The organism is uncultured Gilliamella sp. (assembly GCA_945271295.1).
GTDB lineage: Bacteria > Pseudomonadota > Gammaproteobacteria > Enterobacterales > Orbaceae > Gilliamella.
In genome coordinates this window covers 23,438-37,382 of sequence record CALYPG010000016.1, presented here as the reverse complement: position 1 = coordinate 37,382, position 13,945 = coordinate 23,438, and the positions used below count along the sequence as shown (strand labels likewise).

General features: G+C 35.6%; 12 protein-coding genes. 4 read left to right on the top strand and 8 right to left on the bottom strand.

Features of this window, described 5'->3' with window-relative positions:
* The 3 genes from Q0K76_RS08835 to Q0K76_RS08825 are packed head-to-tail and all read right to left on the bottom strand — an operon-like array spanning position 1 to position 2,640.
* The gene (locus Q0K76_RS08835; protein ID WP_294614503.1) at positions 1-1,848 is read right to left on the bottom strand and encodes an NADH-quinone oxidoreductase subunit L; all 1,848 of its coding nucleotides are present in this window, start codon (positions 1,846-1,848) and stop codon (positions 1-3) included.
* Positions 1,845-2,147: an NADH-quinone oxidoreductase subunit NuoK gene (nuoK, locus tag Q0K76_RS08830; RefSeq protein WP_294614500.1), complete on the bottom strand. Its 303-nt coding sequence runs from the start codon at positions 2,145-2,147 to the stop codon at positions 1,845-1,847. Before nuoK ends, Q0K76_RS08835 begins: the two co-directional genes overlap by 4 nt.
* A gap of 4 nt (positions 2,148-2,151) precedes the next feature.
* On the bottom strand, positions 2,152-2,640 hold the full coding sequence (locus Q0K76_RS08825) for an NADH-quinone oxidoreductase subunit J (RefSeq protein ID WP_294614497.1): 489 nt from the start codon (positions 2,638-2,640) through the stop codon (positions 2,152-2,154).
* 370 nt (positions 2,641-3,010) lie between these two features.
* Here Q0K76_RS08825 and ppc point away from each other — a divergent pair, with 370 nt between their 5' ends.
* Complete coding sequence (gene ppc / locus Q0K76_RS08820; protein WP_294614494.1) at positions 3,011-5,656, top strand: phosphoenolpyruvate carboxylase; 2,646 nt, start codon at positions 3,011-3,013, stop codon at positions 5,654-5,656.
* Between the two features lie 21 nt (positions 5,657-5,677).
* Here the strand turns inward: ppc and Q0K76_RS08815 are convergent, their stop codons facing one another.
* The 5 genes from Q0K76_RS08815 to aspS all read right to left on the bottom strand — a co-directional run bounded on the left by Q0K76_RS08815 (position 5,678) and on the right by aspS (position 11,064).
* Entirely contained in the window at positions 5,678-6,739 is a 1,062-nt protein-coding gene (locus tag Q0K76_RS08815; RefSeq protein ID WP_294614491.1) for an SEL1-like repeat protein, read from the bottom strand.
* Between the two features lie 121 nt (positions 6,740-6,860).
* Positions 6,861-8,324, bottom strand: coding sequence for a 4-hydroxy-3-polyprenylbenzoate decarboxylase (ubiD, locus tag Q0K76_RS08810; RefSeq protein ID WP_294614489.1), 1,464 nt, complete (start codon positions 8,322-8,324; stop codon positions 6,861-6,863).
* A 92-nt stretch (positions 8,325-8,416) separates the two neighbouring features.
* A complete protein-coding gene (locus tag Q0K76_RS08805) occupies positions 8,417-8,833 on the bottom strand; it encodes a hypothetical protein (RefSeq protein WP_294614488.1) in 417 nt (138 codons plus the stop codon).
* Entirely contained in the window at positions 8,799-9,296 is a 498-nt protein-coding gene (gene nudB, locus Q0K76_RS08800; protein ID WP_294614566.1) for a dihydroneopterin triphosphate diphosphatase, read from the bottom strand. The genes Q0K76_RS08805 and nudB overlap by 35 nt, the downstream gene beginning before the upstream one ends.
* Positions 9,297-9,303: 7 nt before the next feature.
* A complete protein-coding gene (gene aspS / locus Q0K76_RS08795) occupies positions 9,304-11,064 on the bottom strand; it encodes an aspartate--tRNA ligase (protein ID WP_294614485.1) in 1,761 nt (586 codons plus the stop codon).
* 274 nt (positions 11,065-11,338) lie between these two features.
* Between aspS and Q0K76_RS08790 the strand changes: the two genes are divergently transcribed.
* Genes Q0K76_RS08790 through Q0K76_RS08780 form a run of 3 tightly spaced genes read left to right on the top strand, consistent with a single transcriptional unit; the run spans position 11,339 to position 13,912 of the window.
* Complete coding sequence (locus Q0K76_RS08790) at positions 11,339-12,121, top strand: DUF3100 domain-containing protein (RefSeq protein WP_294614482.1); 783 nt, start codon at positions 11,339-11,341, stop codon at positions 12,119-12,121.
* Positions 12,122-12,123: 2 nt separating this feature from the next.
* A complete protein-coding gene (locus Q0K76_RS08785) occupies positions 12,124-12,573 on the top strand; it encodes a hypothetical protein (RefSeq protein ID WP_294614480.1) in 450 nt (149 codons plus the stop codon).
* 19 nt (positions 12,574-12,592) lie between these two features.
* Positions 12,593-13,912 carry an amidohydrolase gene (locus Q0K76_RS08780; protein WP_294614477.1) on the top strand — a complete coding sequence of 440 codons (1,320 nt, stop codon included), beginning with the start codon at positions 12,593-12,595 and terminating at the stop codon, positions 13,910-13,912.
* The last annotated feature ends 33 nt before the right edge of the window (positions 13,913-13,945 follow it).

Below are 13,945 nucleotides of genomic sequence, written 5' to 3'. Positions count from 1 at the left end.
TTAAATAAAAACGAGTAACATTAAAATTATAATACTACCTATTACAATAGATACCATATACCATCTAAGATGACCATTTTCTAAGCTAACAACACTGGTATTTATTTTCTTAATCCCTTTTAAAATCCAGTTATCCCATATAGCTAGAGGATCTCTTCTGAAAATATTAGCTAAATAAGTATAAGGTTTGACAAATACAGTATGTAATAAAGCATCAAAACACCAATCACTACTACACAAACGCATAAAATATTTGACCATTGGTGTATTTAATATTTCTTGTACTTCACTATTTGGATGGGCATAGAAAGTATAAGCAATTAAAAAACTTAACAAAGTAACTGCTGCTAATAACAACTGAAATGGCAACTGGCCATCAGTTTTTAAATCTGCAATCGGAATAATTCCTTGTATTGGTAAAGGAAAATAGATAAACGTAGCAGTAGTAAATATTATTAATATAATCAAGAATAAATAACTTATCCATTTAGTATCGGATAAATCGCGAACCTTTTGTTTATGGTAAAATACCATAAAAATTAAACGCCAAATACTTAAGCTTGATAATAAAATGCCAAGTAAGCCAATTGTTCCTGCCACTAAACTTTTTTGAGTCATCACGCCCCAAATAATGTCACCTTTAATATAAAATGATGCTGAAAGCCAAGGCATTGAACTTAATGACATCATTATCAATAAAAACACCGCATATAAAAATGGAAAAGTTTTAGCTAAACCACCTAGTTTATTAATATCTCGTTCGCCATTACATTTTTTAATTAAAATCGCAGATGCCAACACCAGCAACGTACTTGTCATAGCATAATTAATCAAGCAATTAAGTGATAAACGCCAACTTTGAGTTGAAAAAGCCAAAAATAGATAACTAATTTGCGCTAAGTTAATATAAGTAACAATGCGTTTGATATCATTTTGCACTAAAGAAATAGTGCTAGCAAATAGTACCGTTAATGATGAAATGGCAGTCATAATAACTAGAGTATCACTCGACATCATAAACAAATTACTTAATCTTAAGATTAAATATACTCCTGCTAGTATAACAGTAGAAGATTGCATTAAGGCAACTGCTGGCATTGGCGCTAAAATTGTTTCAGTAAACCAAGAGTGCATAGGAAAAAGAGCTGATTTACTTATTGCACCTAACAATAACATTAACGTTATCCAAAATATAATTTCAGAATCAATCGCTAAATTATCATGTGCTTGGGTAAGTACATCACGGATATTTAAAGTAGCTAAGGTTTGATAAATTAAGAAAATACCGACAATAAAAAAAACATCAGTTAAATGCATAAGAACAAATGCTTTAACTGCTGCAAAACTATTACGCAGTTGTTTATAGTAAATACCAATCAATAAATAAGTACTTAAACTTACCCCTTCCCAACCAATTAACATAACAAAAAGGTTATCCACTAAGACGATAGTTAATATGCTAGTGATTAATAAATTACTATAAGCATAAAAAGTATAAATATCTTTTTTCGAGGTTAAATAACAAGCAGCAAAAAAATAGATTAACAAACCAAAAAAAACGATCATGACTAAAAAAGCTAATGATAGACCGTCTAGAACAACAGTAATAGGAATAATAAAATCACCAATCGAAAACCAGTGCCACAATGGTCGAGTGTAGATCAAAGTCATATCCGGCACACTATTAACACTATAATCAATACAGGCAAACAGGGTAATTAACGCAACCATCGACATAGTACTGATGCCAATAATAATTACATTAATTGACCGAATATGGCGTCCGAAGCAAACTAATAATAAAAAAGAGAGCAATGGAACAATAATTATTAAATAAAGTAAATTCATCCTTTCATTTCACTCAAAGAATCAATATTGAAGATCTTTCGACGATAGAGTAATTTCATCAACAGAGCAAGTCCAACACAAACCTGACCTAACACAGTAATCATAGCTAAAATAACTAACACTTGACCATCTGATTGTTGCCAATAGCTACCGGCCGAAACTAACGCAATAATTACGCCATTATTCATAATTATCAAGCTAAGTAACAAAAAAAAGAAATTACGGCGAATCATTACACCCAATAGACCTATCACGAATAAAACCGACGCAAAAATAAGACTATGCATAAGTGGAATCATATTACTACTCCGATAAAAGGCGACGCATAAAATGATAAGCAATAACAATTGCACCAAATAATAGAAAAATAGCAAGTTCAACCATCAAGATATATGCATATAAAGACATTTCATGCAGTAATTCATGTGTATCTTTTAGGCTTGTATAGTCAGTACTTACTATACCATAAATAAGGGCAACGAATAGAATAAAGGCTAAGATTAATGGTCCTAACCAAATTTTTGGGCTAATGCCTCGCTTACTATCTTCAACATTATCAACATGGATTTTTAGAATGCTTGCAACAGCCAAAAATAGCGTGGCTGTACCACCAATAAATAAGATAATATACAACAGAGCAGAGATGTAAGTACCAAGAAGAATAAATATTAAGGCTGATGCAAAAAGTGAAATAACAAGGTACAAAATAGCCTTATCGACACGTAAACAACTAATGACTTTTATACTCGAAAAAACTGCAATAATTGACGCGATGTAAAAAACAACGACCATTAAATAACCCAAGTTATATTTCTCATATTGTTAGTATATACTCAAATTACGGCAAGATACAATTTACTTACTACTTATCCATAAAAAAACAATTATAAACAAAATAATACACTAAAAAATTTTAAGTCAATGAGCCGCTTTTAGTATTTGACATATCACTATTAATATAATTAAAACAATTAAAAAAGTTAACAATATAAAATTTTATGATTTAAATTCAATGTAGTATTGTTATAAAGTATCTATCTTAGATACTGTGACATTCTATTATACTCAAACTACGTAAAAAAAAACTGCAATTGTAAGTTAAAAGCTACAAAAGCATACAACTGCGTGACTTTAGTATAATAAAAACAAGAAAGAGAACATAATGAACACCGAATACTCCTCTATGCGAAGCAACGTCAATATGTTAGGTACTTTGCTTGGTGATGCAATCAAACGTGCTACCGGTAATGAAACATTTGAGCTAGTTGAACAAGTCAGGCAATTGTCAAAATCAGCCCAACAAGGAAATAAACAAGCTCATAATGAGTTATTAAATTTAATCGAGAATCTCAATGATGATGATTTGTTACATGTCGCTCGAGCATTTAATCAATTTTTAAATTTAGTTAATATTGCAGCAGAATATTATGGTATTTCCCCGCATGGAGAAGCTTCTAATAGTCCGCAAAAAATGAAGGAACTATTTGCCACCTTAAAAAGCCTTAATTTTTCAAATCAGACCATTTACCAAGCGATTCAAAATTTATCTATTGAACTAGTTTTAACTGCTCATCCAACTGAAATCAATCGCAGAACGATGATTAATACCTATACGGCGATCAATAATTGCCTGTCACAACTTGATCATAACGATTTAGCCGATTATGAAATTGATCGTATTATGCGACGCTTAAAACAGCTTGTCTGCCAAGCATGGTATACCGATGAAATTAGAAAAAAACGACCTACTCCAATTGATGAGGCAAAATGGGGATTCTCAGTTATTGAAGATAGCCTATGGGAGGGTGTCCCATTATTTTTACGAGAATTTAATGATCAATTAGTTGATGCATTTGATGAGCAATTACCCGTTGATCATGTTCCGGTAAAATTTACTTCCTGGATGGGGGGGGATCGCGATGGCAATCCGAACGTAACAGCAAAAGTAACTGGCAAAGTTCTGTTACAAGCCAGATTGAAAGCTATTGAATTATTTTTAGCTGATATTCAAATATTGGTTCGTGAATTATCCATGACAGAATGTAGTCAATCTGTCATCGATTTGTTAGATGAACATAATAAATCAGCCTCTGAACCCTACCGAGCCATAATGAAACAACTTCGAGCTCGCTTGGTTAAAACGCATAGTTATATTGTATCTCTACTTAATAATGAACAAGTATTAGCACCTGCCGATATTTTAATTAAGAACGAACAATTATGGACGCCACTCTATACCTGTTATGAATCATTAATAGATAATGGCATGTCGACTATCGCTCATGGGCCTTTGCTCGATACACTACGACGTATAAAAAGCTTTGGTCTCCAATTAGTAAGACTAGATATTCGCCAAGATAGCTCTGTTCATACTGAAGCCTTAGATGCCTTAACTAAAGAGCTTAATTTAGGTAGCTATGCCAAATGGTCAGAACAAGAAAAACAAGAATTTCTATTAACCGAGCTGCAATCTAATCGCCCTTTATTACCGTATAATTGGCAACCAGATGAATTGGTTCAAGAAGTATTAGACACTTGTCGTGTTATTAAAAAAGCAGGCGAAGAATCCATTGCTTGTTATGTTATCTCAATGGCTAAAGCACCTTCAGATATATTAGCTGTTTATTTATTATTGAAAATTGTCAATTGCGAAAAGAATATTCCCGTTGCTCCATTATTTGAAACATTAGATGATTTAAATAATGCTAAAACTGTGATGCAAAGGCTTTTAGATATTCCTTGGTATCGAGAAAAAATCCAAGGTAAACAAATGGTCATGATCGGTTATTCTGATTCAGCCAAAGATGCAGGAACACTTGCAGCATCTTGGGCACAATATCGATCACAAGAAGAATTAGTAAACTTGTTTGAAAAATATAATATTAATCTTGTATTATTCCATGGTCGTGGCGGCTCAATTGGTCGAGGCGGAGCACCAGCTCACGCGGCCTTACTTTCACAGCCACCAGGTTCATTAAAAGGTGGACTTCGTGTGACTGAGCAAGGTGAAATGATCCGTTTTAAACTTGGCTTACCAGAAGTCACACTGAGTAGTTTAATGCTTTATGCTTCAGCAATTTTACAAGCTAATTTATTGCCACCACCAGAACCAAAACAAACATGGCGCGAAATTATGGATGAAATGTCAGATATTTCATGTCGTTGTTATCGTAGCTATGTGCGTGAACGTGCTGAATTTGTGGATTACTTCAGAGCAGTAACGCCTGAAGCCGAATTAGGAAGATTACCTCTCGGCTCAAGACCGCAAAAACGACGAACTGGTGGAGGTATTGAAAGCTTACGAGCTATCCCATGGATTTTTGCTTGGACGCAAAACCGCTTGATGGTACCATCCTGGCTTGGTGCGGGTAGTGCACTAAAATTGATTATTGATGAAGGTAAAAAAAATCTACTGCAAGAAATGTATCATAAATGGCCTTTTTTTAATGCTCGTTTAGGTATGCTTGAAATGGTATATGCAAAAGCAGCGCCTCACATCCATGAATATTATGAACAACGATTAGTCGATCCAATTATGTGGCCTATCGGCGAAGAGCTTCGTAATTTATTAACCCAAGATATCAATACTGTGTTAAGTATTACTGATGATATTAGTTTGATGGCAGACTTACCGTGGATTGCAGAATCAGTAGCTTTACGTAATACCTATATCGAACCTTTAAATTTACTACAAGCTGAATTATTAAGTCGTTCCCGTCAACATAATTACAATGAAAATACAACGGTAGAACAAGGATTGATGATTACTATATCAGGTATTGCCGCAGGTATGCGTAACTCAGGATAAAATAAAAGGGCATTAGCCCTTTTATTTTATTGTTAATAGTTCATCCAAATAAGCTTTAGCATCTATATCGCCCTGCTCACTGGCTTTGGTAAACCAATAAATGGCACGTCTTTCATTTTTCTCAATACCTTCACCTTCTAAATATTTCACCGCCAAATTATACTGCGCATCAGCACTTCCTTGCTCAGCAGCTTTAATATACCATTCCACCGCTTTTTCAACATCTTTTGGTACGCCACCACCCACATCATACATCACACCTATATTATACTGTGCATCAGGATTGCCTGCTTCGGCAGCTTTAGTAAACCAATGTGCAGCTTGAACATTGTCAGGTTTAGTTCCTGTACCTGTCGCATACATAATACCTAAATTATACATAGCAAGTACATTCCCTCGTTCAGCAGCTTGAGTATAAAAATAGTTGGCAGCGACGTAATCTTGAGTCAAACCATCACCATGTTCAGACATTAATCCTAAATAATATTGAGCTTCAGGATTATTACCCTTCGCGGCTTTGCTAAACCAATCTGCTGCAGTCATACGATCTTGCGTTACCCCATCGCCGAAGAAATACATAATGCCTAAATTAAGATAAGCATCAAAAATTCCTTGATCTCCTGCTTTAATAAAATACTCAATCGCTAGTGTAGTATCTTTTGGAACACCTTCACCATTTTGGTACATCAACGCTAAATTATATTGTGCGAATGCATAATTTTGATCAGCTGATAACTTGAAATATTTGATTGCTTCATTTAAATCAACATGGGTACCTAAACCATTTTGATACATATAAGCTAAATTATTTTGCGCTTTAGCTAAACCTTTTTCAGCTGCTTTTTTAAACCAAAATATTGCTCTGATATCACTAACTTCAACGCCTAACCCTTGTTTATAAATATTTCCTAAGGAGTATTGAGCATCGGCATTACCTTCTTCAGCTGATCTTCGCAAGGAAGGAATCAACGAACTAGGATCGGTAACAAACAACTCTGAATCTGATTGCGTTTTAGTTTCACTAGCCATCACACCATAACAAATGACCAGTAACAAAAACCCAAAAATTTGAAATCTTTTCATATTTTTATATTTATCATGTATTGAGTATTAATTATACATAATTGAGCTAGAAGGGAATAGTTTTGTTTGTTAAAAAATTTAATGTATTACTTGATTAGTATACTCAGATACAAAATACAAGTTATAAGCCAAGTTTATCCCAAATTTCATTGATATGAGCAACTATTTGAGGATCTTTTTTTATAGTCTTTCCCCATTCGCGTGTTGTTTCGCCCGGCCATTTATTAGTAGCATCTAGACCCATTTTTGAACCTAAACCAGATATAGGTGATGCAAAATCTAGATAATCAATTGGCGTATTATCAATAAAAGTTGTATCACGATGAGGATCCATACGGGTTGAAATCGCCCACATAACATCTTTCCAATCGCGAGCATTAATATCATCATCACACACAATCACAAATTTGGTGTACATAAATTGACGCAAATAAGACCAAACTCCCATCATCACGCGCTTAGCGTGACCAGGATATTGCTTTTTAATAGTAACAATAGCAATACGATAAGAACAACCTTCAGGCGGTAAATAAAAATCAACAATTTCAGGAAACTGCTTTTGCAAAATTGGGATAAATACCTCATTTAACGCTAATCCCATAACTGCAGGTTCATCTGGTGGACGTCCTGTATAGGTTGAATGATAAATAGCATCTTTCCGATGAGTTAAATGAGTTACCGTAAAGACCGAAAATTGTTCGACTTCATTATAATAACCAGTATGGTCGCCATATGGGCCTTCTTGAGCGATTTCATTTGGATCAATATAACCTTCAAGAATAATCTCTGCTGTTGCCGGTAAATCTAAATCATTTGATAATGCTTTAACAACTTCTGTTCGTTTGCCGCGTAATAAACCAGCAAAAGCATATTCAGATAATGTATCGGGCACCGGAGTTACCGCAGCTAAAATTGTCGCCGGATCCGCACCAACAGCGACAGCTATTGGGAATTTTTCATTGGGATGGACTTGCTGCCACTCAGCAAAATCAAGGGCTCCACCGCGGTGCGACAACCAACGCATAATTAACTTATTTTTGCCAAGTAATTGCAGACGATAAATACCTATATTTTGCCGATCTTTATAAGGTCCTTTAGTAATAGTCAATCCCCATGACAACAATGGCGCGACATCTTCAGGCCAACAATGCATAATGGGCAAACGGGTTAAATCTACCTTTTCATCTTTATATACTATGTCCTGACATGGTGCAGATGAGCGATGCTTAACCGGCATATTTAAGATCTGTTTGTATTTTGGTAATACGTTAAAAAATTGTCGAATACCTTTCGGGGGATCAGGTTCCCGCAGAAAAGCCAAAAATTCTCCAACTTCACGTAATTGAGAGATATCTTCTCTACCCATTCCCATAGCGACTCGTTTAGCGCTACCAAATAAATTACAAAGAACAGGCATATCGAAACCGATTGGATTTTCGAATAATAAAGCTGGACCTTCACGACGTAATACCCGATCAGCAATTTCAGTCATTTCAAGATAAGGATTAATAGGGTAAGTAATTCTTTTTAACTCACCTTGCTGCTCAAGGTGAGCAAGGAAATCACGGAAATTTGCAAAATTCATCAAAATAACTCCTTACTACCTAGTTAACTTCTTTTAACATAAGACTAAAGTAGTTTTGCTATCCTATCTATTATAGTTTTTAGCCTTACTAACTAATCAGCTTCAAAATTTTCACTGTATATAGGTACTAGTTTATTTCGGTTACATTCAACAATTTTTGGTAATAAAGTTTGAAATTGTTTTTGGTCTATTTGGATAAATTCATTTTGATCTGCTTGATAAAATAAATATTCTTTTTGTTGATCATCGAACTGGAAAGAAGCAAGCCAATAGTTACGATCATCAGCATTCTCATTAGCAAAAATTTTAATGACAGTGTTTTCACGTTCTTCAAGCTGGTCGTGTAATTGGTAATCAATTAATTTTTCGACCAGGTTAGAATCACTTTCATCAAAAAAAATGTAACTACTCTCACTAGCTTGGCATTTTTTTATACTTATATCAGCGCTACTACTATTAATAAAGAACAATAAGCTAGATAGAACGATGGCACATTGACTCATTTTCATTTTTTACCTCCTTACTCATTTTAATCAAGTATTCAATTTTACCAATAGCCTCACTATTATTTGGCGATAAGGTGAGATTGGCTGCATCACCAAACTTCAACCATTGATAAGCTAAATGTTCAGTCAGTGTTGGGGTTATCTCATATAAAAGAGGAAGATAAAACCAATGTTCTTTATTTTTTTTTACATCTGGGGCGTATCTATGCCGGAACTGTGGAAAAATCTCAAATTCAACAATATGATTGGCATCTATTAACGTTAGATCTTGCCTAATAATGTCAATTCCTGTTTCTTCAAAGACTTCACGAATCGCTGTACTATATGGCAATTCATTATCTTCCAAACTCCCTGTAACAGATTGCCAAAAACAAGGGTCATCCTGGCGTTGTAACATAAGACAACGCATTGTTGTTTGGCAAAAAATAACCACCAAAACTGATTCTGGTCTTTTAAATTTTTGCATTAAACCATCACTGTTTTTTGCTAACTTCAATTCCCAGTTCGGATAAGGCGACTGGATTTGCTGGACTTGGAGCATCAGTTAACAAACATGTCGCAGCCGTTGTTTTTGGGAAAGCAATGACGTCGCGAATATTATCAGTTCCAGTTAATAACATGGTTAATCTATCTAAACCAAATGCAAGTCCAGCATGTGGTGGCGCACCATATTTTAACGCATCAAGTAAGAAGCCAAATTTTTCACGCTGATTATGCTCGTCAATACCTAAAATCGAAAAAACCGCCTGCTGCATTTCGGGTTGATAAATACGTACTGAACCGCCTCCAACTTCATAACCATTAATGACCATATCGTAGGCATTAGCCACCGCATTTTCTGGATTTTTGACCAGATCTTCCGGAGTAAAATCCTTCGGCGAAGTAAAGGGATGATGCATAGCACTGAGTCCTTCGTCAGTTTTTTCAAACATCGGGAAGTCCACTACCCAAAGTACTGCCCACTTACTCTCGTCAGTTATACCTAAATCCTTACCAACCTTCAAACGCAAAGCGCCTAACGCGTCACTCACAACTTTATAGCTATCGGCACCAAACAGCAAAATATCGCCATCTTTAGCATTCGCACGATTAAGTAGCGTTTCCATTTGCGATTCATTAAAGAATTTAGCTACAGGGCTTTGAACACCTTCAAGACCTTTGCTACGTTCATTTACTTTGATCCATGCCATACCTTTGGCACCATAAATTGAAATGAACTGAGTATACTCATCGAGTTGTTTACGGGTTAACTGAGCACCATTTGGCACACATAACAACGCAACACGACCATTGGCATCGTTTGCCGGTGTTGAGAACACCTTGAAATCAACATCTTTAACTAAATCAGCAACATCAATGATCTCAAGAGGGTTACGTAAATCAGGCTTATCACTACCAAAACGACGCATTGCCTCAGCATAGGTCATGATAGGGAACTGACCTAAATCAACGTTTTTCACATGTAACCAAAGCTCACGAATCATTTGTTCCATCACTTCACGTACTTGTGCTGCGGTCATAAATGAAGTTTCAACATCGATTTGAGTGAATTCTGGTTGACGATCAGCTCTTAAATCTTCATCACGAAAACATTTAACTATTTGATAATATCGGTCAAAACCCGACATCATGAGTAATTGTTTAAACAGTTGTGGTGATTGTGGCAGCGCATAAAATTCACCTTTATGAATCCTACTAGGTACTAAATAATCTCTTGCCCCTTCTGGTGTAGCTTTGGTTAGCATTGGCGTTTCAATATCTAAAAAACCATGCTCATTCATAAACGAACGTACAAAAGCAGTCACCTTAGCGCGAGTTTTAAAAATTGCTGTCATTTCAGGACGACGTAAATCAATATAGCGGTATTTTAAACGCTGTTCTTCACTGTTATTTTGATTAAAATCAAGTGGTAAGACGTCACTACGGTTAAAAATCATCAATTCTGTCGCCAAAATTTCAACTTCACCTGTCGCCATATCTTTATTAATTTGCTCTTCTGGCCTTGCTCTTACTTTACCTTTAATTTGGATACAAAACTCATTACGTAGTTCACTAGCTAATTGATATGCTTGTTGGTAATCAGGGTCAAAAAAGACTTGTACAATACCCTCACGATCGCGCATATCAATAAAAATCATACCACCTAAATCGCGGCGCTTATTGACCCAACCACATAATGTTACATCTTGATTAATATGAGATGCTTTTAACTGCCCACAATAAATCGAACGCATAAAATATCCTGTTAAATTTAACCCAATAAAAATTGTAGGTATTATAAATCAAATAAAACCCTTATAAAGGCATTTATTGTGATTTATTCACTAATCGTTTGAATAATTTTATTTATAACTTCAATATTGTTACCTGTATTATTAAAACAATTCATCATTATTGACGCTTCTATTCTAGGTTATGTATAGTAATGAGCTTAAAAAATTACTGGTTATAAATCATTTAATCATCAATAGTTTTCCAGCTGAAAATTTAATAAAGGAGTCTTTAAGTATGGAAATTTTAAAAGACTATAGAGTGCACTTACTTGCTCTCATAGTTGTGCTTATCTGTGAGTTTATTGGGCGAACGACAATCTGGATAGTCACGCTTTATCCAATGCTATATGCCATGATTATTGGTGGCATTATTAGCCTTCCAAAATTAAAAATCTTAAAAGAAAAAAATATGCACAATGCCAGTGCCGTGATGATTGTGACTTTAATGCTACTTATTGCCAAACTTGGGGTTGCAGTGGGTCCTAAAATTAATGATATTTTAAACGCCAAATTAGCACTAATTTTTCAAGAAGTTGGACACTTTGCCGGTACTATTTTATTGGGTCTGCCATTTGCTATGCTATTAGGTATGGGACGTGAAGCCGTTGGAGCAACTTATTCAGTAGCGCGTGAACCGAATATTGCTATCGTTGCAGATAAGTATGGCTTAGACTCACCAGAAGGGCGTGGCGTAATGGCAATGTATGTTTGCGGAACTTTATATGGCGCAATTTGGATGAGTATTTTAGCTAGTGTAATAGCAAAATTAGATATCATTCATCCCTATGCTCTAGCGATGGGCGCTGGTGTTGGTAGTGGTAGTATGATGGCAGCTTCACTGGCGCCAATTAGCGATCTTTACCCTACCATGGCTGGTGAAATTAAAGCCTATGCAACGGCCGCCAACTTAATGTCTAGTGTACTTGGTATCTATATTTATATTCTATTTTCACTACCATTTGCCTCTTTTATTTATAACACCCTTGCTCGTTTTCGACGTAATAAAACTGGAGCCTAATAATGAAAATTTTAGAAACAATTTTTTTACTTGTTTTAGTCGCTATTATTATGGCTGCTGGTAATACCGTGGGCTATAAAGTCGATTTTATTATCTCACTGCAAGCACTTGGTATCTTAGTGGTTATCTCAATTGTTGGGTTATTAATTAGTAAAATACCTGGCTTAAAAAAATTACCGGTAATTTTATGGGTGTCTGTAGTAGCAGCGGTAGCTTCATCACCTATTTTTCCTTATCACGAAATAATAGTATCAATTACAGATCAAGTTTCATTGCTCGCTGTGTGTACCCCTGTACTTGCCTATGCAGGACTTGCTATTGGTAAAGATTTGGCATTATTCAAAAGTATTTCATGGCGAATTATTCCTGTCTCTTTAGCGGTATTTTCAGGTACCTTTATTTTTGCAGCATTAATTGCCCAAATCACATTACATTGGGAAGGTGTTATCTAAGTTAGATAAGGAATTAATTATGACTAAAGAAGAACTCAAAATAATTGTTTGTCAGGCAATTGCCGCACGAAAATCAGATATAAAAGCTATCGCCGAAGCGATCTGGTCCGAACCAGAGCTTGGCTATAAAGAAACTAAAACAGCCAAAAAAGTTGAAGATGCATTTGAAAAATTAGGTGTGCCGTTTAAAAACAAATTGGCGTTAACAGGGGTTAAAGGCCGCTTAAAAGGTGGTAAAGGTAGCCAATATAGTGTGGCCGTTATTGGTGAGCTTGATGCCATTATTTGTGCTGATCACCCTGCTGCTGATGACTTATCTGGTGCTGCTCACTGTTGTGGTCATAATGCCCAAATTGCTAATATGATGGCTGTTACCATGGGACTGATTGATTCTGAAGCTATGCAATATTTAGCTGGTGATGTAGTTCCTTTTGCTGTGCCTGCAGAAGAATATGTAGAAATCACTTACCGTAATCGATTAATTGAAGAAGGTAAAATCAAATATATTGGTGGCAAACCTGAATTAATTTCACGAGGTGAGTTTGATGATATTGATATGGCATTGCAAATTCATTTAACTAGTGTTCCTATAGAGCGTGATAATGGTTTTATTGAAATATCGACTACCAGCAATGGATTTATTGGTAAATTAATAAAATACAAAGGTGAAGCAGCACATGCGGCGGCGGCACCTCACGCTGGTGTCAACGCATTAAATGCAGCCATGATGGGAATGATGGGCGTACATGCCATTCGTGAAACATTTCAAGAGAAGGACTATATTAGATTCCATCCGATTATTACTCAAGGTGGTGATTTAGTAAATGTGGTACCAAGTGATGTTAGAATGGAAAGCTATGTACGTGCAGGTAATGTACCAGCAATGATTGATGCCAATGAACGAATCAATCAAGCGCTTAAAGCTGGTGCTATGGCTGTGGGCGCAACATGTGAAATCAAGGATTTACCCGGTTATTTACCTTTACAAAACAATCCTACACTAAATGATCTATTACAAACCAATGCTAGTAATCTCATTGGTGAAGAAAATGTTTGGGTCGCCCCCCATATGACTGGTAGCACCGATACCGGTGACTTATCACATATTATGCCTGTTAGCCACCCATGGATTGGATCTATTCGAGGTGTATTACATGGAAAAGACTATAAAGTATTTGATGAGGATATGGCTTATATACGTCCGGCACAAATGATGGCGTGTACCATTATTGATCTGCTTTATGATGATGCCGAGCAAGCAAAAACATTAATGACTAACTATAAACCATTAATGACCAAAGCAGAGTATTTAACTTTTTTAGCTGGTTTTGATAAATAATTCTCATAGCTTGGCACCTTGTTGTGCCAAGTT